The organism is Streptomyces sp. NPDC058534, assembly GCF_042717365.1.
Classification (GTDB): domain Bacteria; phylum Actinomycetota; class Actinomycetes; order Streptomycetales; family Streptomycetaceae; genus Streptomyces.
This window is the reverse complement of sequence record NZ_JBHXNW010000012.1, coordinates 32,383-58,992: the sequence shown is the minus strand read 5'-3', so window position 1 is coordinate 58,992 and position 26,610 is coordinate 32,383. Positions and strand designations below refer to the sequence as shown.

13 protein-coding genes and 5 pseudogenes are annotated in these 26,610 nt (G+C 72.1%); 13 read left to right on the top strand and 5 right to left on the bottom strand.

All coding sequences use genetic code 11. The features are described from left to right. Positions 1–85 precede the first annotated feature (85 nt). A pseudogene (gene tnpA / locus ACFWR9_RS09845) lies at positions 86–513 on the bottom strand (IS200/IS605 family transposase). Positions 514–532: 19 nt separating this feature from the next. Here tnpA and ACFWR9_RS09840 point away from each other — a divergent pair. Further along, a pseudogene (locus tag ACFWR9_RS09840) lies at positions 533–1,059 on the top strand (RNA-guided endonuclease InsQ/TnpB family protein); the annotation flags it as partial. Here ACFWR9_RS09840 and ACFWR9_RS09835 read toward each other — a convergent pair. From ACFWR9_RS09835 to ACFWR9_RS09825, 3 genes and pseudogenes are all read right to left on the bottom strand, one after another. After that, positions 1,035–1,232: pseudogene (locus tag ACFWR9_RS09835) on the bottom strand (chlorophyllase); the annotation flags it as partial. The pseudogenes ACFWR9_RS09840 and ACFWR9_RS09835 overlap by 25 nt on opposite strands. Positions 1,233–1,280: 48 nt before the next feature. Beyond that, complete coding sequence (locus ACFWR9_RS09830; RefSeq protein ID WP_383838466.1) at positions 1,281–1,715, bottom strand: PGPGW domain-containing protein; 435 nt, start codon at positions 1,713–1,715, stop codon at positions 1,281–1,283. 56 nt (positions 1,716–1,771) lie between these two features. Further along, positions 1,772–2,506 carry an N-acyl homoserine lactonase family protein gene (locus ACFWR9_RS09825; protein WP_383838258.1) on the bottom strand — a complete coding sequence of 245 codons (735 nt, stop codon included), beginning with the start codon at positions 2,504–2,506 and terminating at the stop codon, positions 1,772–1,774. A 170-nt stretch (positions 2,507–2,676) separates the two neighbouring features. Here ACFWR9_RS09825 and ACFWR9_RS09820 point away from each other — a divergent pair, with 170 nt between their 5' ends. Together ACFWR9_RS09820 and ACFWR9_RS09815 are read left to right on the top strand one after the other, a co-directional pair. Next, the gene (locus ACFWR9_RS09820) at positions 2,677–4,542 is read left to right on the top strand and encodes a CocE/NonD family hydrolase (protein ID WP_383838255.1); all 1,866 of its coding nucleotides are present in this window, start codon (positions 2,677–2,679) and stop codon (positions 4,540–4,542) included. 39 nt (positions 4,543–4,581) lie between these two features. Next, the gene (locus ACFWR9_RS09815) at positions 4,582–4,821 is read left to right on the top strand and encodes a DUF5302 domain-containing protein (RefSeq protein ID WP_125492057.1); all 240 of its coding nucleotides are present in this window, start codon (positions 4,582–4,584) and stop codon (positions 4,819–4,821) included. A gap of 74 nt (positions 4,822–4,895) precedes the next feature. Here the strand turns inward: ACFWR9_RS09815 and ACFWR9_RS09810 are convergent, their stop codons facing one another. Then, the gene (locus tag ACFWR9_RS09810; RefSeq protein WP_383838251.1) at positions 4,896–5,843 is read right to left on the bottom strand and encodes a methionyl-tRNA formyltransferase; all 948 of its coding nucleotides are present in this window, start codon (positions 5,841–5,843) and stop codon (positions 4,896–4,898) included. Positions 5,844–6,031: 188 nt separating this feature from the next. Here ACFWR9_RS09810 and ACFWR9_RS09805 point away from each other — a divergent pair, with 188 nt between their 5' ends. The 10 genes and pseudogenes from ACFWR9_RS09805 to ACFWR9_RS09760 all read left to right on the top strand — a co-directional run bounded on the left by ACFWR9_RS09805 (position 6,032) and on the right by ACFWR9_RS09760 (position 26,482). After that, complete coding sequence (locus ACFWR9_RS09805; RefSeq protein WP_383838248.1) at positions 6,032–7,387, top strand: lysine N(6)-hydroxylase/L-ornithine N(5)-oxygenase family protein; 1,356 nt, start codon at positions 6,032–6,034, stop codon at positions 7,385–7,387. An 11-nt stretch (positions 7,388–7,398) separates the two neighbouring features. Next, positions 7,399–8,457 (top strand): FecCD family ABC transporter permease, encoded by a 1,059-nt coding sequence (locus ACFWR9_RS09800; protein WP_383838245.1) that lies wholly within the window; start codon positions 7,399–7,401, stop codon positions 8,455–8,457. 11 nt (positions 8,458–8,468) lie between these two features. Further along, positions 8,469–9,557, top strand: a complete 1,089-nt coding sequence (locus ACFWR9_RS09795; RefSeq protein WP_383838463.1) for a FecCD family ABC transporter permease — start codon at positions 8,469–8,471, stop codon at positions 9,555–9,557. A 39-nt stretch (positions 9,558–9,596) separates the two neighbouring features. Next, positions 9,597–10,457, top strand: a complete 861-nt coding sequence (locus ACFWR9_RS09790; RefSeq protein WP_383838243.1) for an ABC transporter ATP-binding protein — start codon at positions 9,597–9,599, stop codon at positions 10,455–10,457. A gap of 90 nt (positions 10,458–10,547) precedes the next feature. Continuing rightward, the gene (locus ACFWR9_RS09785) at positions 10,548–11,603 is read left to right on the top strand and encodes an iron-siderophore ABC transporter substrate-binding protein (RefSeq protein ID WP_383838240.1); all 1,056 of its coding nucleotides are present in this window, start codon (positions 10,548–10,550) and stop codon (positions 11,601–11,603) included. A 2-nt stretch (positions 11,604–11,605) separates the two neighbouring features. Beyond that, positions 11,606–11,875 (top strand): annotated as a pseudogene (locus ACFWR9_RS09780) (ABC transporter ATP-binding protein); the annotation flags it as partial. A 144-nt stretch (positions 11,876–12,019) separates the two neighbouring features. Next, positions 12,020–13,537 (top strand): annotated as a pseudogene (locus ACFWR9_RS09775) (ABC transporter ATP-binding protein); the annotation flags it as partial. 70 nt (positions 13,538–13,607) lie between these two features. Further along, on the top strand, positions 13,608–24,548 hold the full coding sequence (locus ACFWR9_RS09770) for an amino acid adenylation domain-containing protein (RefSeq protein ID WP_383838237.1): 10,941 nt from the start codon (positions 13,608–13,610) through the stop codon (positions 24,546–24,548). After that, entirely contained in the window at positions 24,535–26,235 is a 1,701-nt protein-coding gene (locus ACFWR9_RS09765) for an ABC transporter ATP-binding protein (RefSeq protein ID WP_383838234.1), read from the top strand. The genes ACFWR9_RS09770 and ACFWR9_RS09765 overlap by 14 nt, the downstream gene beginning before the upstream one ends. Positions 26,236–26,404: 169 nt before the next feature. Further along, complete coding sequence (locus ACFWR9_RS09760; RefSeq protein ID WP_370443954.1) at positions 26,405–26,482, top strand: 50S ribosomal protein bL37; 78 nt, start codon at positions 26,405–26,407, stop codon at positions 26,480–26,482. The last annotated feature ends 128 nt before the right edge of the window (positions 26,483–26,610 follow it).

The following is a 26,610-nucleotide window of genomic DNA, read 5'->3' as shown; positions in this document are numbered from 1 at the left end:
GGAACTCCGGGCGTTCACGCCCGGGAGGAAGCGCTTCTCTGGATCGCTCTGACCCGCAGGTGTCCACGGGCCTGCACTGTTGACCTCAGCCAGGTCGCTTCTGGTTCTCGATGTACTCCTTGATGATCTCCAACGGTGCTCCTCCGCACGAGGCGGCGAAGTACGAAGGCGACCAGAAGTGGTCACCCCACAGGTACGTGCGGATATGGGCTGGGAACTCCTGACGGAGTCGCCGGGGGGAGACGCCTTGAGGGAGCCGACCAGCCGGGACAAGGCGACTTTGGGCGGGTAGTGCACCAGCAGGTGGACGTGGTCCCTCTCCCCGTTGAACTCCACCAGCTCGGTGTTGAAGTCCGCGCACACATCACGCATGACCTCCTCGCAGCGCCGAAGGATCTCATCGGTGAACGGGCCGCGCCGATACTTCGGCGTGAAGACCCAGTGCGCGTGAAGGGTGTGGACGACCGTTCTGCCCCTGCGGATATAGGGGTTGGCTTCCCAACGCGGTGACATAAAGTGATGCTACGATCACAACATCGCCACCACTTCCACCGGCTACCAGGCCGCCGGACGCGACCTCAACCGGCACCGTAAACGCCACGGCGATCTACGCGAGAAACTCCAGCGCAAGGGCACCAAGTCCGCCAAGCGGCTACTGAAGAAGCGCAACCGGCGCGAGCGGCGCCATGTCTCCCACACCAACCACGCCATCGCGAAATCGATCGTGACCGAGGCTGAACGCGCCTCGGCCGGAATCGCCCTGGAAGACCTGGGCGGCATCGGGCAGAGGGTACGGCTCCGCAAGCCCTGGGGGTACCTCCCACGCCTTTAGGGCAGTGGGGGAGGGTCACGCTCCACTCCTGGGCCTTCGCCCAGCTCGGAGAGTTCATCGCGTACAAGGCACGCCGCGCAGGCGTGCCCGTGGTTCACGTCGACCCCGCCCACACCTCGCAGACGTGCTGCGAGTGCGGGTACGTCGACAAGAGGAACCGGGTCGACCAGGCCCTCTTCATCTGCCGGAACTGCGGGGTCGTTGCCCACGCGGACCGGAACGGTTCGTAGTCCTGTCCGTGCGAGAGGAGGACGACCGGCAGTTCGCTGCCGGTGACGGGCGCGGAGACCCGGACCTGGAGGTCCACGGCACGGCCGGGAGCGGGCAGCGTGACCGGGGCGACGGAGAGCACGGGTGTGGGAAGCGTGGCGTGCACGGTGAAGTGTCCTTCGCGCGACAGAAAACGGAACGATGTCCCGTTTAATATACGGAACGCCGTCCCGTTTGGTCAACGTGCCCGGTCCGCGGCCGGCTCCGACTCCCGGCGCTCCGCCTGAACGCGGCGGTGACTCCACACGAGCAGGGCGAAGAGGACGCAGCCGGAGATGATCAGACTCGCCCCGGTGGCCCACCCGGAGTACGGCAGCTCGGGGAGCAGGCCCCACACCACTCCCGCGGCGACGAGGAACAGACCCACGAGCACCGCCCCGGCGATCCGCCAGCGGGACGAGACGCTCTCCTCGGCCGCGCGCATCGCCCGCGTCCGGACGGGGGCGACGAACCGGTCCAGCGCCGGGATCGCGCGCGACAGCAGCACCACCCCCGCGAAGACGAGCAGCAGGCCCGGCCCGGGCAGCACCAGGAGGGCGACGCCGATCATCAGCAGAACGGCGCCGACGGCACCGAGAGCGGTCCGCCGGATCGATTCGACACCGCGCGCCATGTCGTCCCACTCTCCCGCGGTCGGCAAGAACTCCGGTTCGGTCGGCGTCCTCAACCCTAGGCAGGGTTCGCCGCGCGGGCGATTCCGGGCGGGCGCGAGGGTTCCCAGACCGAGCAGTCGTGGGCGAAGAGGACGCGCCGGGGGTCGAAGCCGGCGAGCCGGTCCAGCCAGGGCCGGTACTCCGGAAGCGGCGGTGCCGTGCCGTCCAGCGCGGCCTCGCGGGCCAGCTGGTCCGAGCCGAACGCCGACGCGAAGTCGTGTGCCTGCCCCGCGAGGATCACGGTGCCGTCGTCCTGCCCGACGACCAGCGACTGGTGCCCCGCGGTGTGCCCGGGGGTCGGGACGATCCGGACACCCGGCCAGACCTCGGCCTCGCCGGTCAGCTCCTCGTACACCGCGCCGGGAAAGCCGACGAGTTCGTCGAAGGTGTGGCCGCCCGCGCGGGCGGTGGCCAGCTCCACGTCCTGCACCAGGATCGGCCGTCCGGCCAGCAGGGGGTTCCCGCCGCAGTGGTCGAAGTGCAGGTGGCAGTTGACGACCAGGGTGATCTCGTCGGGCCCGACTCCCGCCGCCGACAGCGCCGCACGCAGCGCACGCCGCCGGGGCCGGTAATGCGCCTCGGTCTCGGCATCGGCGTCACCCATCCCGGTGTCGAAGAGGAGGAGCCCCCGCTCGTGCCGCACCAGGTAGGCGAGCACGGGCTCGACGCGCGGTCGCGGCCCGCCGGTCTCCTCGGCCGGCCGGACGAAATATCCGAGGTCGAGACGGAGTACCGCCGTGTTCATCGCCATGTCCCCATGCTCACAGGCCGGGTGGGCGAGCCGGGCGGGATCTGCCGGTGGCAGAGCCGGAGTTGGACGCCCCATCGACGTACGAATACTTCACTGCTAAACCTGCACAGCAGCCTGCACCGTCGGTACCCACCCTGCACCACCTGCACCCACCGTCCAAGGAGGAGCATGTGAGAGCACGTCGCGCGGCCGTCCGAACTGCCTCGGCACTGGTCGCCCCCCTCGCCCTGACCGCCGGTCTCGCCGGCCCCGCCGTCGCGGCGCACGAGGGGGAGGCCCGGCCGGCCGCCACCACGACCGACCCCGTCACGCACGAGGAGAACGACCGCGTCCCGGAGGGCTCGGTCTGGACCCAGCACTACTTCCCGTCCGCCGACCGCTCCGGCACCCGGCTCCACGCCGACGTCCTGCTGCCCGAGGGGCTGACCCGGCGCGAGAAGGTGCCGGTGATCCTGTCCGTCGGCCCGTACTTCGCCCACGCGGGCCAGACCGGACCGGAGGGCTGGACCCACACCGGCCCGTCCGCCCGCTTCCAGGACTTCATCGAGGGCACCGACCTGTTCGACGAGGGCTACGCCTTCGTCATGGTGGACCTGCGCGGCTTCGGCGGCTCCACCGGCTGCCTCGACTGGGGCGGCCCCGGCGAACAGGCCGACGTCAGGGCGGCGATCGACTGGGCGTCCCGGCAGCCGTGGTCCACCGGCGCGGTGGGCATGTACGGCAAGTCGTACGACGCCGTCACCGGCCTCATCGGCAACAACCTGGACCAGCGCGCGCTCAAGGCGGTCGTCGCCCAGGAGCCGCTGTGGGACATGTACCAGTACATCTACTCCAACGGCGTGCCCCGCCCGAACGTGACCGGAACGGCGAACGCCTACAACTCCATCGCCACCATGGAGCCGATGGCGGACGACGATCCGCGCTACCGGGCGGCCGCGCGGCACGAGGAGACCCATCCGGAGTGCCTGACCGAGAACTCGGCCGGCTACCGCATATCCGACCAGCGGGACGAACACTGGACCTCCCGTGACCTGGCGAGGATGGCGAGGGGCAGCGACACGCCGCTCTTCGTCACGCAGGGCTTCATCGAGAACAACACCAAGCCCGAGGAGATGGAGGAGTACCTCGACAACCACAGGGGCCCCGAGCGAGGCTGGGTCGGCCAGTGGGACCACGTACGCGGCGGGGACCGCACCAGTGACGGCCGCCTGGCGATGGGCCGCGAGGGCTGGTACGACGAGACCCTGTCGTTCTACGACCAGTACCTCAAGGGCGTCCGGCCGTCGGTGCGTTACCCCGCGTACGCCGTCGAGGACTCCACCGGCGCCTGGCGCGCCCAGCGCACCTGGCCCGTCACGGAGCGGTCGGTGACCCTCCCGCTCGGCGACGGCTCCTACGTCGACGACGGCGGGGCTTCCGCCCGCGCGTCGCTGGCCGCACCGGGCCGGCCGGCGCCCGCGGCGCCGCCGCAGCCGACCGGCGAGTGGGACATGGAGAACGCCCCCGCGACCGAGCGACCGGCACCGGAAGGACTGGCCGCGGAGCTGGCGGAGCGTCAGCGGGCCGGTGAGGTCGCCTCCAGCTTCTTCGTGTGGTCCAAGCCGCTGAAGAAGTCCGTACGGGTCACCGGCACCCCTCGGCTGTCCCTGAAGGCGAGGGGCGAGGGCAATGTCATGCTCAAGCTGTACGACGTCGCCCCGGACGGCACCGCCGTCATGTTCGACGAACAGGTATCACTGGTGGACTCCGGCCGGCTGACCGTCGACCTGAAGGCCACCGACTGGACCCTGGCCGCGGGGCACGTGCTGGCCGTGGAGATCGGGTCGATCCAGACCGGGTCCTGGCGCGACACCCCCTCCGGCGAGACCGTCCGGGTCAGGGACGCCAGGCTGCGGCTCGCCCTCGACGACCCGGCCGACGACGTCGCCACCCCCGGTGACCGGTCGCCGTACCTGGACACGTACCTGAGTCGGTACACGGTGACCCTGCCGGCCGGGCCGGGGACATTCTCGGTGGTTCCGGGTCGCCGGCCGTGACAAGCTGTGCTCCTGATTGTCCGAGCCCAGGAGGTCGTCATGACTGAAGAGTCTTCATCGCAGGCAGGTTCGGAACCGGCGGAGGACGAGCGCCCCGCCCTGACACCCGACGAGGACGGTCAGTACGACCTGAAGGGCAAGTTCCGCGAGGCCCTGGAGCGCAAGCGCGGCAAACAGGCGGAGGCCGCGGCCCTCGCCGCGAACGCCGACGTTGCGAAGATCCGCGGCACCCACGGTCCGGCCGCGAGCCAGCGGTCGTTCCGGCGCAAGAGCGGCTGAGGCCGCGACCGGTCGTACGCAGCGGGGCCCGACCGTGGCAGCACGGCCGGGCCCCGCCCGTCACGGGCGGCCGGTCACGGGCGGCTGGTCAGATAGCCGCCCATCGAGGTGAAGTACTCGGCCGCGGACAGCTCCCGCCCGTCCTCCGTCCGCACCCGCGTGATGGCCAGGCCGTGACTGCGGCCCGCTCGCGCGTCGGCTCCGGCGACGATCACCACGCCGTCGCCCTCGCGGTAGAAGACACGGCCCGGCGTGCCGCCGTAGCGGCCCTGCGAGACCACGGCGGCGAGGACCTCCAACCGCCTGCCCCGGTGGAAGGTGAAGGCGCTGGGGTAGGGCTCGGACTGGGCGCGGACCAGGCGCTCCAGGTCCTGGGCCGGCCAGTTCCAGTCGATGCGGATGTCCTCGGCGGACCGCTTGTGGAAGAAGCTCGCCTGCGACCGGTCCTGCTTGGTGAACTCGGTCCGGCCGCCGGCGATGAGGCCGAGTGCGCCGACGGTGACCGGGGCGATGAGGTCGACCGTCTTGTGGAAGAGGTCGGTGGCGGTGTCCGTCGGTCCGACCGGCACCGCCTCCTGCCGGACGATGTCGCCGGCGTCCAGCTCGTCGTTCATCATGTGCGCGGTGACGCCCACTTCGGACTCGCCGTTGAGCAGGGCCCAGATCAGCGGGGAGAACCCGGCGTACTTCGGCAGCAGCGAGTCGTGCACGTTGAGCGTGCCGTGGCGCGGGAGGCCGAAGATGCGCGGGGGGATCCAGGTCCGCCAGTTGTTGGCGACGATGATGTCCGGGTCGGCGTCCTTGAGCGCCTCGAACAACTCGTCGTCGTCGGGACGGTTGCGGATCAGCACCGGGACGCCGTGCTCCTCGGCGAGATCGGCGACGGAGTCACTCCAGATCTTCTCGTAGGCGTGCTCGCTCTTGGGGTGGGTCACGACCAACACCACGTCGTGCTCGGAGTCCAGGAGGGCTTGCAGGGTCCGGTGCCCCCAGGTCTGGTAACCGAACATGACGACCCGCATGGGGTACCTCCTCAAGGCAGGGGCTGACCCGGCAAGTTGAGCAAGGCGTACCTTAGTGTGCAACGTCGGTGCGCAACACCCCAGTTGGTGGCCGTGCCCTCCGGTTCGCCCTATCGACAGCTTCAAAGCCTTAGCTTAGGCTAACCTAAGTTTCCGGCAAGGCGACTGTCCCGCACGATGGGAGTGACATGTCACAGGTTCTTCCTGATGACGCAACGCTGGTCCACGACCTCATTGGCATCGGCTTCGGCCCGTCCAATGTCGCCATGGCGATCGCGATCCGCGAGCACAACGCACAGGCCGGCAGCCAGGAGGCGGTCAGCGCCCGCTTCTTCGAGCAGCAGCCGCGCTTCGGCTGGCACCGCGGCATGCTGATCGACGACGCGACGATGCAGGTGTCCTTCCTCAAGGACCTGGTGACACTGCGGAACCCGGCCAGCGAGTTCAGCTTCCTCTGCTACCTGCAGAGCAAGGGCCGGCTGATCGACTTCATCAACCACAAGAACCTCTTCCCGCTGCGGGTGGAGTTCCACGACTACTTCGAGTGGGCCGCCGCCAAGGTCGACGACCAGGTCTCCTACGGCCACGAGGTGGTCGGCGTCGCACCCGTCGAGCGGGACGGAGCCGTCGACCACCTCGAAGTGACGGTCCGTTCGGGCCAGGGACTGGAGGTGCACCGGGCGCGCAACCTCGTGATCGGCACCGGTCTGCGCCCCCTGATGCCGGAGGGCGTGGAGCGCGGCGACCGGGTCTGGCACAACTCCGAACTGCTGGCGCGCGTCGACGCGTTGGAGGGCACCTCGCCCTCCCGGTTCGTGGTCGTCGGCGCCGGTCAGAGCGCCGCCGAGAACGTCGCCTACCTGCACCGCCGCTTCCCCGGGGCCGAGGTGTGCGCGGTCTTCGCCCGCTACGGCTACAGTCCCGCCGACGACAGCGGCTTCGCCAACCGGATCTTCGACCCGGCGGCCGTGGACGACTACTTCGCCGCGCCCGGCAGCGTCAAACGCCGGCTGATGGACTACCACGGCAACACCAACTACTCCGTGGTGGACATCGACCTGATCGACGACCTGTACCGGCAGATGTACCGGGAGAAGGTCCTCGGCACCGAGCGGCTGCGCTTCCTCAACGTCTCCCGGCTCACCGACGTCAAGGAGACCTCCGACCGGGTCCGGGCCACCGTGACCTCGCTGGTCACCGGCGAGGAGACGCTCCTCGACGCGGACGTCGTGGTCTTCGCCACCGGCTACCTCCCGGCCGACCCGCTCGGGCTGCTCGGCGAGGTCGCGGACCGCTGCCTGCGCGACGACGAGGGCCTGGTGCGCGTCGAGCGCGACTACCGCGTCGCCACCCACCCCGCACTGCGCTGCGGCATCTATCTCCAGGGCGGTACGGAGCACACGCACGGCATCACGTCGTCGCTGCTCTCCAACACCGCGATCAGGGTGGGCGAGATCCTGGAGTCGTTGGTCGACCGGAGTCTGAAGTCCGCCTCCGACGAGGCCCGGACCATCGCCGACGGAGCCGACGGCAGCGCGCGTTAGTGTACGTCGCCATGACCACGACTGCGGTTGAGCGCCCCGCGCCCGGGGCCACAACGGAGGCCCGTCGCAGACGGGTCGCGGGTTTGGGTGTACTCGCGGTGCTTCTGGTGATCGCGGCGGCGGCCTCGTTGGCCGTCGGCGCGCGGGCGTTGACCCCCGCCGAGGTCTGGCACGGATTGACGGCCGCGCCCGAGGCCGACCAGCGGCTCACCGAGATCAGGCTCATCGTGCGGACCGTGCGGGTGCCCCGCACGGTGCTCGCGGTCGTGGCGGGCATCGCCCTCGGGGCCGGCGGGGCGCTGATCCAGGGGTACACCCGCAACCCGATCGCCGACACCGGGCTGCTGGGGATCAACGCCGGCGCCTCGTTCGCCGTGGTGTCGGGGATCGCCCTGCTCGGCCTGACCGACCCGTTCCTGTACGTCTGGCTCGCGTTCCTCGGTGCCGCGCTCGCCGGTGCCGTCGTGTTCGGGCTGTCGAGCGTGGGCCGTGGGGCGGGCAACCCGCTGACGCTCGCCCTGGCAGGCCAGGGGATCGCGGTTTTCCTCGCGGCGATGACCACGGCGGTCTCGCTGACGGACAAGGCCTCACTGAACGCGCTGCGGTTCTGGAACGCGGGCTCGCCGGCCGGCGTCGGGTTCGACGTCATCGGGCCGGTGTCCGCGTTCATCGCCGCCGGGCTGCTGCTGGCGCTCACGACGCTGCCCGCCGTCAACCTCCTCAACCTCGGTGAGGACGTGGCGCGCGGGCTCGGGGTGAACGTCGCGCGCAGCCGGACGGTCGGCATCGTCGCCATCACCCTGCTGGCGGGCGCGGCGACCGCGGCCTGCGGCCCCATCGCCTTCCTCGGGCTCATGGTGGCCCATGTGGCGCGGTACCTGACCGGGCCGGACTACCGCTGGCTGGTGCCGTACGCCGGTCTGCTCGGCGCCGTCGTGCTGCTGGTCTGCGACATCGTGGGGCGCCTGGTGGTGCGGCCGGGGGAGCTGGACGCCGGGGTCGTGGTCTCGCTGCTCGGGGCGCCGTTCTTCGCCGTGCTGGTGTGGCGCGGGAAGTTCAAGAACACGTGAGCGGGGCGGATGTGAAGGGGAACGGGGCGGACGTGCGGCCGGACGCGGCGGACGGGAGCGCGTCGGTGGCGCCCGGAGTACGGCTCGGCGGTGTGTCGTTCGTGTGGCGGCCCTGGACCGCCGGCGTCACGCTGCTGCTGGCGGCGGCGGCCTTCCTGGTGTTCTGCCTGTCCATCGGCGTCGGGGACTTCCCCATCGAGCTGCCCCGGGTCCTCGCCACGCTCCTCGGCAGGGGCGAGCACGTCGACGAGTTCGTCATCCTGGACCTGCGGATGCCCCGCGCGCTGGCCGGACTCGTCGTCGGCATCGCGCTCGGAGTGTCCGGCGCCCTCACCCAGTCCATCGCGCGCAACCCGCTGGCCAGCCCGGACGTCCTCGGCATCACCAGCGGCGCGGGCGCCGTCGCGGTATTTCTGGTGACGGTGTCGGGCGGTGCGGCGACGGCCGTCGCCGACTCCGTGGGCCTGTCGGCGGCGGCACTCGCCGGCGGGCTCGGGACCGGCCTGCTGGTGTACTTCCTGGCGTGGCGCCGCGGGATCGACGGCTTCCGGCTCATCCTCATCGGCATCTCGGTGACCGCCGTCATGCAGGCGATCACGGCCTGGCTGCTCGTCACCGCCGACATCAGGGACGTGGCCCGCGCCCAGGCGTGGCTGGTGGGTTCGCTGGACAACCGGTCCTGGGACGAGGTGCGGGTGGCGCTCTGGTGCACACTCGCCCTCCTGGCCGTCGTGTCGTGCGCCGCCTTCCAGTTCAAGCCGATGCACTTCGGTGACGAGATCGCCGCGGGCCTCGGCGTCCGCTACGCCGCCGTGCGCGCGGTCCTGCTGCTGTGCGCGGTGCTGCTGGCCGGCGTGGCCGTGAGCGCGGCCGGACCGGTGCCGTTCGTGGCCCTGGTGGCGCCTCAGGTGGCGATGCGGCTGGCGAGGTGCCCGACGCCGCCGCTGGTGGCCTCCGGCATGGTGGGGGCCCTGCTGCTGACCGGATCGGACCTGGTCGCGCGCACGGCACTACCGGTCTCGCTGCCCGTCGGTGTGGTCACCGCGGCGATCGGCGGGCCCTTCCTCGTCTACCTGCTGGTGCGAGCGAACCGCCGATAGCTGGTACAAACTAAGGCGAGCCTAATCGAGGGGGGTCTTGTGGCCGTTGAGTCCATCACCGGGGCCGGGACGGCAGTCGACGGCACCACACGGCTGGCCGCCAGGGGAGTGGCGGTCGGCTACGGGGCCCGGCCGGTCATCGACGGGCTCGACGTGGCGATCCCGCCCGGAGTGATCACCACGATCATCGGCCCCAACGGCTGCGGCAAGTCGACCCTGCTGCGGACCCTGTCCCGGCTGCTGAAGCCGAGCAGCGGCACCGTCGTGCTGGACGGCGAGGACATCGCGGGGCTCAGGACCCGGGACGTCGCCAAGAAGCTGGGACTGCTGCCGCAGGCACCGGTCGCGCCGGAGGGTCTGACGGTGTCCGACCTGGTCGCCAGGGGCCGCCACCCGCACCAGAGCTGGCTCCGGCAGTGGTCGTCGGACGACGCGGCCGTGGTGGGCCGCGCGCTGGCCATGACCGGGGTGTCCGACCTCGCGGACCGTCCGGTCGACTCGCTGTCCGGCGGACAGCGCCAGCGCGTCTGGATCTCCATGACCCTGGCCCAGGGCACCGACCTGCTGCTCCTTGACGAGCCGACCACCTACCTGGACCTGGCGCACGCGATCGACGTGCTCGATCTGGTGGACGACCTGCACGAGTCCGGGTGCACGGTGGTCATGGTGCTGCACGACCTCAACCTCGCCACCCGTTACAGCGACAACCTCGTCGTGATGCGGGACGGGGCGATCCTGGCGCAGGGGCATCCGCGCGAGGTGATCACCGCCGAGCTGCTGCACCAGGCCTTCGGGCTGCGCGCCAAGGTGATCGACGACCCCGTGGGGGACCGGCCCCTGATCGTGCCCATCGGACGCGCCCACGTGGAACTCGACCGCGTTTCCACAGAGTTGTCGTAGTGAGGGTAGGCTAACCTCACTCGGGCGCGATAAGGTTTGCTGCCCTCAGAACGGGGCGAAGTGGACGGCGCGACAGCAAGGGATCTCCGGATGCTCCTCAGAACGACGCGTATGACGCCCTGGCGACGACTGGCGGCGGCACTGTCCGCCGCCGCGCTCGGCGTCGGCCTCCTCGCGGGGTGCGGTTCCGACTCGGACGACCCGGCGGACAGCGCGGGCGGCGACAACTCGACCGCCGGCGCCGGCGCGTTCCCCGTCACCGTGGAGCACGCGTTCGGCACCACGAAGGTCGCCAAGGCACCCGAGCGGGTCGTCACCGTCGGCTACACGGACGACCAGACCGTCCTGGCCTTCGGCATCAAGCCCGTCGGCATGGTCGACCAGTACCCGAACCCGGCCGGTCAGAGCCCCGACATCAACACCCAGTGGCCGTGGGTGAAGGAGAAGTGGGGCGACACCAAGCCCGAGGTCATCATGAAGAACGGTGACACCGGCCCCAACTTCGAGAAGATCGCCGCACTGCGCCCCGACCTGATCATCGCGGTGTACTCCGAGGTCGACCAGGCCGCCTACGACAAGCTCTCCAAGATCGCGCCGACCGTGGGACGTACCAAGGCGGAGAAGGAGCCGTTCAGCGCTCCGTGGCAGGACAACGCCCTGCACATCGCCAAGGCCCTCGGCAAGGCCGAGGAGGGCGAGAAGATGGTGGCCGACATCCAGGGCAAGCTCGACGCGGCCAAGAAGGCGCACCCCGAGTTCGCGGACCAGACCGCCGTCGCACTCTCCTGGTACAAGGACTCGGTGGCCCCGTTCACCTCCACCGACGTGCGCGGACGGCTGGTGACGGGCATCGGCTTCAAGTACCAGACCAAGATCGACGAGGTCGCCGGCGGCGACTTCTACACCACGCTCTCGCCCGAACGCGTCGACCTGGTCGACGTCGACCGCATCTTCGTCATCAACGACAAGGCGGACCAGGACGCGTTGAAGAAGTTCAAGCTCTTCACCAACCTCGACGCCGTGAAGAACGGCAAGGTGTCCTACCTGCTGGACAGCGAGGGCCCGGCGGTCGGCGCGGCCATCTCCCAGGGCACCCTGCTGTCGATGCCGTACGCGGTCGACGAACTCGTCAAGTCGGTCGGGTAGGTGTGACCAGCACAGACACCCGGGTCGCCCCGGCCGTCCTGCGTACGGCGACCGGACGCGAAGCCACCCGCTGGGTCGGGGCGCACTGCCGTGAGGTGCCGTGGCTGACCCTCGCCACGGCACTCACCACGGTGGCCGGAGCGGCGCTCCAGGTACTCCCCGTGCTCCTGCTCGGCCAGGTCGTCGACGCGGTCGTCGGCGGCGAGTCGCGGTCGGTCCTGGTCACGATCGGCGCCGTGATGGTGGCGGCCGCGCGGCGGGGGGCGGGCGCCCCCCCGGGGGGGTGGGTCCTGATTGGGCGGGGGGGCGCGCGCCCCCGCGCGCCGGCGGGGGGGGGGCGCGGGCGGGGGGGGGGGGGGGGGCCGGCGGGGGGGGGGGGGGGGGGGGGCCCCGGCCCGCCCCCCCCCCCCCCCCCCACCGCGGTGTCGACGTACCTGATCGGGCGGCTCGGCGCCGACCTGCTCGCGCGGCTGCGGGAGGGCGCCGTCCGCGCGGTGCTGGGGATGCCCAGCACCCGTGTCGAGCAGGTCGGCCGCGGCGACGTGCTGTCCCGCGTCGGCGACGACGTGGCCGTCCTCTCCAAGGGCATCCGTACGGCCGTCCCCACGGTCTTCTCGGCGGGGGTGCTGGTCGTCATCGCCACGGCCGGCATGTTCGGCCTGGACTGGCGGCTCGGTCTCGCGGGCGCCGGCGCGCTGCCCGCGTACGCGCTGGCCCTGCGCTGGTACCTCCCGCGCTCCGCCCCGCTCTACCAGCGGCAGCGGGTGGCCCAGGCCGACCGCGCCCAGGCCCTGATCAGCGGTCTCAACGGGATCGACACGGTACGGGCGTACCGGCTGGAAGACAGCTTCCGCGAGCAGGTCGGCCGTGAGTCCTGGCGGGTGCGCGACCTCGGTATCGAGGTGTTCCGGTTCTTCGGACGGTTCGTCGGCCGGGAGAACCGCGCCGAGTTCATCGGCCTGACCCTCATCCTCGTGGTGGGGTACGCCCTGCTGGAGGCCGACGCCGCCACGCTCGGCGAGGTGTCGGCGGCCCCGCTGCTCTTCCACCGGCTGTTCACGCCGCTGGGCGCCATCATGTTCACCTTCGACGAGGCGCAGAAGTCGGGCGCGAGCCTGACCCGCCTGGTCGGCGTGCTGGGCGAGGACGCGGAGGACCGCCTGGTGGGCGACGCCTCCGTCGGGCCCGCGGCGGCCGGGGCCTACCCGGTGCGGGTGGAGGGGCTGACGTTCACCTACCCGGGTGCCGAGGAGCCGGTCCTCAAGGACGTCGACCTGACGATCCCCGCCGGTGGTTCGCTCGCCCTGGTCGGCGCCACGGGCGCCGGCAAGACGACGCTGGCCGCGCTGATCGCGGGCATCGGGACACCGCAGGCGGGGTCGGTGCGCGTCGGGCCGACCGACCTGGCCGGACTGGACGAGGCCGGAGCGCGGTCGCTGGTGACCATCCTCACCCAGGAGACACACGTGTTCTCCGGTCCGCTCGCCGACGACCTGCGGCTGGCCGCACCAGAGGCCACCGACGCCGAACTCACCGACGCCCTGCGGACGGTGGGCGCCCACACGTGGGTCGACGCCCTGCCCGACGGACTGGACACCCTGGTGGGCGAGGGCGGCGAGCGGCTCGACGTGACCACGGTCGCCCAGGTCGCCCTCGCCCGGCTGGTGTTGAGCCGCTCACCCGTGGTGGTACTGGACGAGTCCACGGCGGAGGCGGGCAGCGAGGGCGCCGCCGAACTGGAACGTGCCGTGCTCGCCGCGTGCGCCGGCCGGACCACGCTGTTCGTGGCGCACCGGCTCACCCAGGCGATGGCGGCGGACCGTATCGCCGTCCTGGACGCCGGGCGGGTGGTGGAAGAGGGGACGCACGAGGAGTTGGTGGCGCTGGGCGGCCGGTACGCCCGGCTGTGGCAGGCGTGGCGAGAGGGTAGTTAGACAAGGGTGGTTAGGCAAGCCTTAGTTAGGCTAGCCTGCCTTCATTCCTTGGAAGGGCGTTGAGTCTTCGATGATGGAACCGACCGCTCGTCTCGTACTGCTTTCTCCCAGGCACCTGACCGACATCCGCAGGCGCACCGGGGACTTCTCCGACCGGACCGTCGCCGCGGCGTGCGCCATCGGGCTGTCGTACTGGGCGGCGGGCCGGAGCCCCGCCGGACTCGACCTCACCGCGGGCACCCTCTTCGGCGACGTGCTCGGCTGGGTCGCCAACGGAGGGGCGACGCCCGGCGGTTGGGTGGTCGGGGCGGACGGCCGGACCATCACCCTCCCGGACGGCGTCGTGCCGGACGACGCGCAGCTCGCGCTCGACGACCTGGCCGACTTCCCGGACCGGCCCCTCGGCACCATCGGCCCCTCCGGTCCGGCGGCCCGGCTGGCGAGCCTGGCCGCGTGGAACGACACCGACGTCGACCGGGCGCGTCCCACGCTCGTGGAGATGTTCCTCATGCAGGCGCGCACCAGACCGGACGCGGTCGCCGTGGTCGACGAGCATGGCTCACTGACCTACCGTCAGACGGCCGCGATGTCGGCCCAGCTGGCCCACCGGCTGACCGAACGCGGGCTGACCGCGGAAGCCGCCGTCGGCATCTCCCTGGAGCGCTCCGCCGACATGGTCGTCGGACTGCTCGGCGTGCTCCGGGCGGGCTGCGCGTTCGTACCGCTCGATCCGCACTGGCCGGCCGAGCGCCGGGCCGTCGTCATCGAGGACGCCGGGGTCGTCGTGCAGCTCAACGCCACCGGCGAACACGCCCCGGACGAACCGGAGGCCCTGGCCGTCGACCTCGGCGACTGGAGGTATGGGACCCATCCCGCCGAGGCGCCGGAGACCGCCGTCCGGGGCGACGCCCTCGCCTACGTCATCTTCACCTCCGGGTCGACCGGACGGCCCAAGGGCGCCATGATCCGCCACGAGGCGATCAGCGAACGGCTGCTGTGGCAGGCCCAGGACATTCTGGGCTTCGGCCCCGACGACGTGTCGCTGTTCAAGGCGCCGCTGTCCTTCGACATCTCCGTCAACGAGATCTTCCTGCCCCTGGTCCGCGGTGGCCGGCTCGTGGTCCTGCGCCCGGGCGGCGAACGCGACCCCCACCACCTGCTCGGCGTCATCGCCGAACAGCGCGTCACCTTCACCTACCTCGTGTCGTCCATGCTGGACGTCCTGCTGGAGATGGCGGGCGACTCCGGGCGACTCGACAGCCTGCGGCACGTGTGGTGCGGGGGCGAGGTGCTGACACCCGAACTGTACGAACGCTTCCGCACCCGGCTCGACATCCCCCTCTACCACGGCTACGGCCCGGCGGAGACGACCATCGGCGTCTCCCACGTCGTCTACCGGGGCGCGGCGGAACGCCTGTCGACGTCCATCGGAAAGGCCAACCCCAACACCCAGCTGTACGTCCTGGACGACGAACTGCGCCCGGTCCCGGTCGGCGTCGGCGGCGAACTGTACGTCGGCGGCTTCCTCCTGGGGCGCGGATACGTGGGCGCGCCCGGCCTGACCGCCTCCCGGTTCGTGGCCAACCCCTTCGCGGCCGACGGGTCCAGGCTCTACCGGACCGGAGACCTCGCGCGCTTCGCCCCCGACGGCTCGCTGGACTTCCTCGGCCGCGCCGACAACCAGGTCAAGATCCGCGGCATGCGCCTGGAGATCGAGGACGTCGAGATCGGCCTCGCGGAACACCCCGGGGTGCGCCACACCTGCGTCGTCGCGAAGAAGAACGCCGCGGGCGGCACCTACCTCGTGGGCTACGTCATCCCCGCCGCCGGCCACGAGGACCTGCGCGCCGACGACGTCAAGGCGTGGGCCGGCGCGCACATGGTGGAGTACATGGTGCCCACCCACGTCGTCGTGACGACCGAGTTCCCGCTCACCGCCAACGGCAAGATCGACCGGCACGCGCTGCCGGAGCCCGCGACCGCCGCTCCCGCCTTCGTACCGCCCACCACCGGGAACGATCCCCCCGTGTGCGCCGCGGGGCCGGGCCCCCTGCGAGAGGTCGAGGTCGGCGTCGACCAGGACTTCTTCCAGCTCGGCGGGGACAGTATCCTGGCGATCTCACTGCTCGGCGCGCTGCGTGAGGCGGGGCTCTATGTCACGGCCCGGCAGATCTTCACCCACAGCACCGTGGGCGCGCTGGCCGCCGTGGCGAGCCGCGAGGACACCACGGCCGTGGACCACCGCGACGTCCCGACCGGCACCGTCGTGGGATCCCCCGTCGTGCAGTGGCTCGGCGAGACCACCGACGCCATCGACGGCTTCGTACAGTCGGTCGTGCTGAACACCCCGGCCGACCTCGGCGCGGACGCCCTCGACGCGATCCTCACCGCCGTGACCGGCCGACACCCCATGCTCCACGCCCGGCTGGTGCGCGGTGACCGCTGGAGCTTCGACATCCCCGACGCGGCCTCGGCCGCGGCCGTCTGGCAGGACAGCGACCGGCCCCTCGACGCGTGCGTCACCCTCGCCACCGAGGCACTGCACCCCGAGGTCGGCGTCATGCTGAGCGCCGTCTGGCGGCGCGCGGCACGGCAGTTGGTCGTGGTCGTCCACCACGTCGTGATCGACGGTGTGTCCTGGCGGGTGCTCATGGAGGACCTGGCCACGGCCTGGCGGCACATCTCCTCGGGCGCACCCGTCGAACTGCCCCCCGAGGGGACGTCGTTCAGGCGCTGGACCCAGCTGCTGGAGCGCGCCGCCTTCGACGCCGACAGCGCCCCCTTCCGGCGCCCGCTGCCGGGCCCGGACGAACCCGTGGGCCGCCGCGCCCTGGCCGCGACCGACACCGTGGCGAGGGAGAGGGTACGGACCGTCCCGCTCGGCGCCGAGGCGACGGCCGCGGTCCTCGGCGAGACACCCGCCAGATTCCACGCGGGCGTCAACGACGTCCTGCTGACCGCACTCGCCGTCGCCCTCGCCCGGTGGCGCCGCGACCTCGGCCAGGACCAGACCTTCGCGCACATCGAGCTGGAGGGCCACGGCCGCGAGGGCCGCTTCGTCGCCCCGTCCGCCGGCTTCGAGCCCGAACTCTCCCGGACCGTCGGCTGGTTCACCACCCTCTTCCCGGTCACCGTGGACCCCGGCACCGCCCCCGACCTCACCGCACCCGGCTACCTGGCCACCGCGCTCAAGGCGGTGAAGGAAGACCTCGCGCGCGTACCCGACAACGGCGTCTCCTACGGCACCCTCCGCCACCTGGCCGGAGTCTCCTTCGACGCACCGGCCCCCCAGGTGCTCTTCAACTACCTCGGCCGCTTCGAAGCCGGGAGCTCTGGCGACTGGCAACTCGCGTGCAACACAGAACAGTTGGGCGAGAAGCGCGACCCACGCATGCGCCTGCCGCGCGCCCTGGAGTTCAACGCCGTCACCGAACCCGGCACGGGCGGCGAGTACCAGCTCGTCACCACCGTCTCCTGGCCCGACGGGATGTTCACCGACGAGGACATCACTACACTCGGCGGCTACTACCTGGCCGCCCTGAACGGACTGGCCGCACTCGACCGGGGCGGCCACACACCCAGCGACTTCCGACCACTGGCCCTCACCCAGGCCGACGTCGACGCCCTGGACGGCCCCGCGCTGCGGGACATCCTCCCGCTGACCCCCTTGCAGGAGGGTTTGTACTTCCACTCGGTCTACGACGACGACGCGACCGGCAGCTACGTCGAACAGCAACTGCTGACCCTGGACGGCGAGGTCGACACCGACCGGCTCGCCGCGGCGGCCACCCGCCTGCTCACCCTCTACCCGAACCTGACCGCGCGGTTCGTGGCCCTGGACGACGGCCGGGTGGTCTCCGTCCTGGAGAGCGGCGTCCAGGCGCCCTTCACCGTGCTGGACCGTCCCGGTATCACCGACGACCAGATCCGCGAGTACGCCGAGCGGGACCGCCGTGCCGGGTTCGACCTGGCCACCGGACCGCTGATGCGGTACACCCTCGTCCGCACGGGAGACCGTCGGCACGTCCTGGTACAGACGGTGCACCACATCATCGCCGACGGCTGGTCCGTGCCGCCCATGCTGCGCACCCTCCTCGCCGAGTACCACGCGCCGGGCACCGTCCACCCGCTCGGCGGCTTCCCCGACCACGTGCGCCGCCTCGCCGCACGCGACGACGAGGAGAGCGACCGGGTCTGGCGCGAGCAGCTCGCTGGACTGCCCGGCCCCTCGCTGGTCGCCGAGGGACACACCCCCTCCGGCCGGTTCGCGGACACCGCCGTGGTGCCGGAGACCGACATCGAGGCCGCCGCCCGCGCGGCCGGCGTGCCGCTCAGCGTCGCCGTGCACGGCGCCTGGGCGCTGACCCTGGGCGGCATCCTGGGCCGCGACGACGTCGTGTTCGGCTCGACGGTCTCCGGGCGCGACTCCGACGTGCCCGGCATCGAGGACATGGTCGGCCTCTTCATCAACACCATCCCCCTGCGCGCCCGGTGGACCGCCACCACGACCGCACACGACCTGCTCGCCGCGGTCAGGGCACACCAGAGCGCGGTCCTGCCGCACCAGCACGTCCCGCTCGCCGGGATCACCCGGCGGACCGGCACCGGCCCCCTCTTCGACACCCTCTTGGTGTTCGACGTCGCGACCGACACCGCAGACCTGCGGAGACCCGGCGACACGCTGGTCATCACCGACATCGTGAACGAGGGCGCCCCGCACTACCCCCTGACGCTGGTGGTGGAACGCACCCCCGACGGCCGCCCGCGCTTCAACCTCATCCACGACGGTGAGCTGCTGCGCGAACCCCGGGCCCGACGCATCCTGCACACCTTCACCCGCACCCTCACCGGCCTGCTCACCCGCCCGGACACCCCGGTCGGCCACCTCGCCACGGACGAGTCCCCGCGCCTCGAACCGGTCCCGCCGGCCACCCTGGGCGGGCTCTTCGACGCCGCCGCACGCCGCGACCCCGCCGCCACCGCCGTCACCCAGTGCGCCCTCGACGGCACCACCCGGTCCCTGACCTACGGCGAACTGGCGCACGCCAAGGACGACCTCGCCGCCGTCCTGCGCGCGGCCGGCGTGGGACCGGGCGGGCGCGTCGCCGTCGCCGTCCCGCGCTCAGTCGAGCAGGTCGTCGCGCTGGTCGCGGTGGTCGGCGCGGGCGGAGCCTACGTGCCGCTGGACCCGGCCTACCCGGACGAGCGACTGGAGTACGTCCTGGCCGACGCCGCGCCGCAGGTCGTCCTCGTGGCCCCCGATCAGCGCGACCGCTTCACCCGGCTGCTGGACCGCGCGGGCGTTCCGGCCCGAGTGCTCGTGCAGGGGGAGGAAACGACGCCGGCCGCCACCGATCCGGGTCCCGAGGCCGACGGGCGCGACCCCGCCTACGTCATCTACACGTCCGGCTCGACGGGCCGGCCCAAGGGCGTCGTCGTCCCGCACGCCGCCGTGGTGACCCTGCTCGCCCACACGCGGCCCGACATGGAGTTCGGCCCGCACGACGTGTGGGTCCAGTTCCACTCCTTCTCCTTCGACTTCGCGGTCTGGGAACTGTGGGGCGCGCTGACCCACGGCGCCGAACTGCTGGTACCCGACTACGCGCTGACCCGGTCCCCGGTCGACTTCCACCGGCTGGTCCGCGAGCGCGGGGTGACCGTGCTCAACCAGACGCCGTCGGCGTTCCACCAATTCGCCGAGGCCGACCGGCACGCCGGCGGCCCGCTCCCCGCACTGCGCCGGATCATCTTCGGCGGCGAGCCGCTGGACCTCGGACGGCTGCGCGGCTGGGTCGAGCGGCACGGCACCGCCTCGCCCGAGCTGGTCAACATGTACGGCATCACCGAGACCACCGTCCACGTCACCCACCGGGTCCTGACCGACGGGGACTTCGGCCCCGGCGATGACGTGAGCCCCATCGGCGGCCCGATCCCCGGCCTGGTCACCCACCTGCTGGACGACCGGCTCCGGCCGGTGCCGCCCGGACGGGTGGGCGCCATCTACGTCGCCGGCGACCAGGTGTCGCTGGGCTATCTGGGCCGGCCGGGGCTCACCGCCGGCCGGTTCGTGGCCAACCCGTTCGCCGGTGACGGCTCCCGCATGTACCACACGGGCGACCTCGCCCGCCGCACCCTCGACGGCGAGCTGGAGTTCGCGGGCCGCGCCGACGACCAGGTGCAGCTCAAGGGGTTCCGCATCGAGCCCGGCGAGGTGGAGTCCGCGCTCCGGGACCTCGACGGGGTGGTGGACGCGGCCGTCACGGTGGCGGACACCGGCGACCACCTGGTGGCACACGTCGTGGGCCGGGTGCCCGACGACCTCACCGCCCTCCTGTCGGCGAAGCTGCCCGCGCACATGGTGCCGGGCCGGGTACTGCCCGTGGACGCGCTCCCGCTGACGGTCAACGGCAAACTGGACCGCGGAGCCCTGACCGCGCGCGCCGCGGCGGCGTACCGGGACGCGGCTGTGGTGGAGGGCACGACCAGCACTCTCATGCCCGCGGACCCCGCAGACTTGCCGGGTACCGACGCCCTCGCCCCACTCGTCGGCATCTTCACCGAGGCGCTGCCCGGCGCGGCCGTGGACGCCGACAGCGACTTCTTCACCGCCGGCGGCGACAGCATCGTCGCCATCACCGTGATCAACCGCGCCAGGGCGCTCGGCCTGCCGATCACACCGCGCGACGTGTTCCTGCTGAGGACACCGCGCGCCCTGGCCGACCACCTCGGCACCACCGGCGCCCCGCGCACCGAGACCCCCGCACCCACCCGCCGCGAGGACGGCCCGCTGCCCCCCACGCCGATCATCCTGCGCCGACGCCAACTGGGCGGCCCGCTCGCTCGGTTCGCCCAGGCCAGGACGCTCACCGCCCCCGAGGAAGCCGGACTCGCCGACGTGCGCCGCGCCGCCCAGACCGTCGTGAGCGCGCACCCGGCGCTCCGGCTGCGCCTGCGCGTCCGGCACGGCGTGTGGTCCCTGGGCACGGAGCCCGACCGCGAGGTGACGGTCGTCCCGGCGGACGGGACCGACGCGAGCGCCGCCGCCGACCGGGCCGCCGGCCGGCTCGACCCCGAGTCCGGCGAGGTCGTCGCGTTCTCCTGGCTGGAGACGAGCCGCACCCTCGTCGTCGTCGTGCACCACCTCGCCGTCGACGCGGTGTCCTGGCTGATCCTGCTGGACGACCTGGCCGACGCGCTGCGCGGGACGCCCCTGTCGCCGCCGACCACCTCCTACGCCGAGTACGCCGAAGCACTGACGCACCGGACCGCCACCGACGTCGACGACCTGGACCACTGGCTCACCACACTCGCGGCCCCCACGCCCCTGCCCCCGGCCGAAGGGCTGCGCGAGACCACGGCCGTTCTCCCGCCCGACGTGAGCGAACGCCTGACGCGCACCGCGCCCGCCGCACTCCGCCTCGGTCTCACCGAGCTGCTGTGCGGCGCGCTGCGCACCGCACTCACCCACGTCCAGGCGTCGCCCACCGACCTCGCGATCGACCTGGAGCGGCACGGCCGCGTCCCGGCCCTCGCCCACCACGACTACACCCGCACCGTCGGCTGGTTCACCGCCATCGCCCCGGTACGGCTCACCCCGCACACCGACCCCGTCGCCGCCGCCCACGAGATCACCGAACGGCAGCCGGACGAGGACGCGCACGCCGCCTACGGCCGGCTCAGGTACCTCAACCCGCAGACCGCCCCGCTGCTCGACACCCACCCCCAGGTGCTCTTCAACTACCTGGGCCGTGGCGGTGAATCCCAGGCGCCGCGCCTGACCGGCGAGGACGGTCGCAGCCCGTACGCCGTCGAGGTGAACGCGTGGACCGACGCGGAAACCGGCGCCCTGCACGCGGACTTCACCCTCGCCGCGGGCGTCCCCGAAGCGATCACCGGGCACTGGCTCGCGGCCCTCCAGCACATCGCCGAGGCCGCCGGGACCGCCGAGCGCACGGCGCCGGTCACCCCCCTCCAGCGGGGCCTGTTCTTCCAGGCCCAGATGGCCGGCTCGGCCGGGCACTACGTCGCCCAGAGCTACTTCACCTTCGAACGGCGCCTGAACACCGACGCGTTGGCCGACGCCATGGCCTTCCTGATCGCCCGGCACCCGGTCGTCGGCGCGGGCTTCACCACGGACGACGACGGCAACCCCGTCCAGGTCCTCGCCGCCGGCCGGCGGGTCGGCGTCCGCACCGTCGAGGCGGCCACGGACGCGGAGGTCGAAGCCCTGCGGCTGACCGACCGCGACACAGGGTTCGACCCGGGTGAACCACCGCTGATCCGGCTGACCGTGGTGCGCCTGCCCGACGACCGCGACGGCCTGCTGCTCAGCTACCACCTGCTGCTCTGGGACGGCTGGTCGCGCGAGATCGTGCTGCGGGACCTCTTCGACGCCTACCAGGCCGTCCTCGACGGCGCGCCGCCCGTCGCGGTCCCGGCGACGCCCGGCTTCGAGGACCACGTGCGGGCGCTCGCCGCCAAGGACCCCGCCGTCTCCGAGCGCTTCTGGGCGGACCACCTGGCCGGGCTCCCCGGCCCGACCCTGCTGGCCGGACCGGCCCCGACCCTCTCGGACGACCTGCCGCGCGCACTCGTCCACACACTGGGCGCCGAACAGTCCGAACTGCTGCGGGAAGCCGCCAGAACACACGGGGTCACCCTGAACTCCGTCCTCACCGGAGCGTTCGGCCTGCTCCTCGCCGCCCGGACCGGCCGCACCGACGCCGTGTTCGGCGTGACCGTCTCCGGCCGCGACGGCGAGGGACTGGCCGACATCGTGGGCGTGCTGCTCAACACCGTGCCCGCGTGGACCCGGGCCCGGCCGCACGACACGCTCCGCGACTACCTCACCGCGGTCCAGGCGGCCAGGGTCGAGGCCATGGAGCACGAACACCTCGGGCTCGGCGAGATCCAGCGGGCCGGCGGCCACGACACCCTCTTCGACAACCTGTTCGTGCTCCAGAACTTTCTGGACATGGACGCCTTCGCCGAGATGAACGCCCGGCACGGCATCACCTCCGTACGCGCCGACGACTCCACCCACTACCCGTTCACCTGGGTCGTCACCCCCGGCGACCGGCTCACCGTCAAACTGGAGTACCGCGACCACGACACCGCGAACGCCCGGGGCCTGCTCGACGACTACCTGCGCGTCCTGGACGACCTGGCCCGGTCAACGGGCCCGGTGGGCGCGCTGCGCGGCCTGGGCCCCGAGCCCCGGCCCGTCGAACGGACCGACGTCGGCACCGACACCGTCGTCGACCGGTTCGACCGGGCGGCAGACCACGACCCGCAGCGGGTGGCGCTCGTCGCCGACGGCTCCACCATGACCTTCGCGGAACTCCGCGACCGCAGCCGCGCGGTGGCGGGCGTGCTCGCCCGGCGCGGCATCGGACCCGAGACGACCGTGGCGATCGCGGTCCCGCGCTCGCTCGACTCCATCGTGGCCCTGTTCGCCGTACTGCGCGTCGGCGCCGCCTACGTACCGCTGGAGCTGGACCATCCCGACGAGCGGATCGCCGCGATCGTGGCGGACGCCCGCCCGGACGTCACCCTCACCGTGAGCGCGGTCTCCTCCCGGCTGACCGGCGACCTGATCGAGCTGGACCGCCCGCTGCCCGAGGCCGAGCCGTTTCCGACGTTCGCGCCGGACGATCCGCACCGGCTGCGGCACCCCGCGTACACGATCTACACCTCCGGATCGACCGGGAAGCCCAAGGGCGTGGTGACCGAGTACGCCGGACTGACCAACATGCTCGTCAACCACCAGCGCCGGATCTTCGAACCGGTACTGGCCGAGCACGGCCACCGGACCTTCCGGATCGCCCACACCGTGTCGTTCGCCTTCGACATGTCGTGGGAGGAACTGCTGTGGCTCGCCGACGGCCACGAGGTGCACATCTGCGACGAGGAACTGCGCCGCGACGCACCCCGACTGGTCGAGTACTGCCTCCGGCACGGCATCGACGTCATCAACGTGACCCCGACCTACGCGCAGCAGCTGGTCGCCGAGGGACTGCTCGACGACCCGGCCCGCCGGCCCGCGCTGGTGCTCCTCGGCGGCGAGGCCGTCACCCCGGCCCTGTGGCGGCGGCTCGACGAGACCGAGGGGACCGTGGGCTACAACCTGTACGGGCCCACCGAGTACACCATCAACACCCTCGGCGTCGGCACCTTCGAATGCCAGGACCCGGTCGTCGGGGTCGCCATCGACAACACGGACGTGTACGTCCTGGACCCGTGGCTGCGACCGCTGCCCGACGGCGTCCCGGGCGAGCTGTACGTGGCCGGCATCGGCATCGCGCGCGGCTATCTGGGGCAGCCGGCGCAGACCGCGCACCGCTTCGTCGCCTGCCCGTTCGGCGCCCCCGGCGCACGCATGTACCGCACCGGCGACCTCGTGGTGCGCCGCCCCGACGGCAACCTGATGTACCTGGGCCGCACCGACCAGCAGGTCAAGATCCGCGGCCACCGGGTCGAACTCGGCGAGGTCGAGGCGGTGTTCGCCGCGCACTCGGCGGTGCGGTTCGTCGCCGCGGTCGCCCAGCCCGACCCGCAGGTCGACGGCGCCCACCGGCTGGCCGCCTACCTCGTGCTGGACGGCGCCGGCCTGGCGGCGGTCGCGGCCGAAGTCGGCGCCGGGCTGCCGGACTTCCTGCGCCCCACGCACTACGCCCAGGTCGAGAGCATCCCGCTGACCGTGAACGGAAAGGCCGACACCAAGGCGCTGCCCGAGGCCAAGCCGCTGGGCGCGCTGACCACGGCGGGGGAGCGCGGCCCGGAGACGGAGACCGAGACCACCGTGTGCGAGTTCTTCGCCGAGGCACTGGACCTGGACGACGACGAGGTGAGCGCGGTCAGCGACTTCGTGGCCCTCGGCGGACACTCCATGCTGGCGGTACGGCTGACCGGACTGCTCCGCCGGGAGTACGGTCCAGTGATCACGATCCGCGATCTGTTCACCCTGCGAACCCCGGAAGCGATTGCCCGCCACCTCGATGAAGAATCCTGACAAGCAGCGGACCCGCCAGGGGTCCGACATCCTCCGCACCGCCCTGCGGCGCAACGTCGGCGCCATGGCCTGGGGCACCGTCCTCATGGGTCTCTACCAGGCCGCCGAGACCGCCTTCCCCATCGCGCTCGGGCTGATCGTCGAACACACCATGCGGGACCGGAGCCTTGGCTCGCTCGGTGTCTCCATCGGCGCGCTGGCCGTGATCATCACGACCGTGTCGCTGTCGTGGCGGTTCGGGATGCGCGTCCTGCAGAAGGCCAACACGACCGAGGCGCACCGCTGGCGGGTGCGGGTCGCGGGCCGCGGACTCCAGCCCGTGGCCCAGGACATCGACCTCAAGTCCGGCGAGGTGCTGACCATCGCCACCGAGGACGCCGACCAGACCGCCGACATCATCGAGGTGGTGCCGCTGCTGATCAGCTCGCTGGTCGCGGTGCTGATCGCGGCGGTCGCGCTCGGCCTGGCCGACATCCGGCTCGGCCTGCTGGTCATCGTGGGGACCGCCGCGATCCTGTCGATCCTGAGCGTCATGTCCAGACGGATCGGTTCCAGCACCCGCGAACAGCAGGCCCGGGTGGCCCGGGCGGGCGCCAAGGTCGCCGACCTGATCATCGGGCTCCGTCCGCTGCACGGCTTCGGCGGCAACCACGCCGCGTTCCGGTCGTACCGCAGGGTCAGCACGGAGGCGAAGCACCAGTCCATCACCGTCGCCCGGGTGAACGGCGTCTACGCGGGCACCGCGCTGGGCCTCAACGCGGTGCTCGCCGCCGCGGTGACCCTGACGGCGGGCTGGCTGGCCTTCGCCGGGCGCATCAACATCGGCGAACTCGTCATGGCCGTGGGGCTCGCGCAGTTCATCATGGAGCCGCTCAGGCTGTTCTCGGAGATGCCCAAGTACGTGATGATCGCCCGGGCCTCCGCCGAGCGGATGGCGCTGGTACTGACCGCCCCGCCGGTGACGACACCGGGCACCGGCAGGCCGGCCACGGGCGCGGACCTGGAGGTCGACTGCGTACGGCACGGGACGCTGCGCAAGGTGCGGTTCCGGGTGGGCGCCGGCGAGTTCGTCGCGATCGCCGCCTACCAGCCGCGCGCCGCCGCCGACCTGGCCTCGGTCCTGGCGCTGAACGTCCCGCCCGACGGGTACGACGGGAGCGTGCGGCTCGGCGGACGCGACCTGGCGGACCTCCCGGTCGAGGCGGTACGCGAGCAGCTGCTGGTCAACCCGTACGACGGGGAGATCTTCGCGGGCACCCTCCGTACGAACATCGACCCGTCGGGCACCGGCCGGACGGTCCCCGAGGCGGTCGAGGCGTCGATGCTGACCGACGTCGTCGCCCTGCACCGCGAAGGCCTCGACTACGCCGTCCGCGACCGCGGCGCGAACCTCTCCGGGGGCCAGCGTCAGCGGCTCTCCCTGGCCCGCGCCCTCGCCGCCGACACCGACGTCCTCGTCCTGCGCGACCCGACGACGGCCGTCGACGCGGTCACCGAACAGCTCATCGCCCGCAACGTCGCCAAGCTGCGCCGGGGCCGCACCACCCTGGTGATCACCAGCAGCCCCGCCCTCCTGGACGCCGCCGACCGCGTCCTCGTCCTCGACGAGGGCGTCATCAAGGCCGAGGACACGCACCGCAACCTCCTCGCCACCGACGAGGAGTACCGCCTGGCGGTGACCCGGTGACCCGGTGACCAGGCGCCTCGGTGGTCTCGCACATGCGTCTTCCGACATGTGTCTTCCGATACACCCGTTGCGGATGTTTGCCGTGGCGCGTAGGGGAAAGGGGACCTGTGATCACCGGAGCCGACAATCCGGTGCACAGCGTGCAAAAGTGAGTAGCAAGGAGGTTTCGATGTCCTCGAAGCGACGTCGCAAGAAGAAGGCCCGCCGCAAGAACGGCGCCAACCACGGTAGCCGTCCGCAGAGCTGAGGGCGTCCCGTCGTATCGGGTGGGGGGGGGTCGCCCCCCCCCCCCCCCCGGGGCGGGGGGCGGGGGGGGGGCGTAGCCGGGGGGGGGCCGGTTTGTGTAGTGGGGGGTGACCAAAAAATTGGGCTGGG

Coding starts and splice junctions, on each gene's coding strand:
- ACFWR9_RS09830 (WP_383838466.1), bottom strand. CDS start 1,715: ATGGCGCGCGGTGTCGAATCGATCCGGCGGACCGCTCTCGGTGCCGTC.
- ACFWR9_RS09825 (WP_383838258.1), bottom strand. CDS start 2,506: ATGGCGATGAACACGGCGGTACTCCGTCTCGACCTCGGATATTTCGTC.
- ACFWR9_RS09815 (WP_125492057.1), top strand. CDS start 4,582: ATGACTGAAGAGTCTTCATCGCAGGCAGGTTCGGAACCGGCGGAGGAC.
- ACFWR9_RS09810 (WP_383838251.1), bottom strand. CDS start 5,843: ATGCGGGTCGTCATGTTCGGTTACCAGACCTGGGGGCACCGGACCCTG.
- ACFWR9_RS09805 (WP_383838248.1), top strand. CDS start 6,032: ATGTCACAGGTTCTTCCTGATGACGCAACGCTGGTCCACGACCTCATT.
- ACFWR9_RS09800 (WP_383838245.1), top strand. CDS start 7,399: ATGACCACGACTGCGGTTGAGCGCCCCGCGCCCGGGGCCACAACGGAG.
- ACFWR9_RS09785 (WP_383838240.1), top strand. CDS start 10,548: ATGCTCCTCAGAACGACGCGTATGACGCCCTGGCGACGACTGGCGGCG.
- ACFWR9_RS09770 (WP_383838237.1), top strand. CDS start 13,608: ATGATGGAACCGACCGCTCGTCTCGTACTGCTTTCTCCCAGGCACCTG.
- ACFWR9_RS09765 (WP_383838234.1), top strand. CDS start 24,535: ATGAAGAATCCTGACAAGCAGCGGACCCGCCAGGGGTCCGACATCCTC.
- ACFWR9_RS09760 (WP_370443954.1), top strand. CDS start 26,405: ATGTCCTCGAAGCGACGTCGCAAGAAGAAGGCCCGCCGCAAGAACGGC.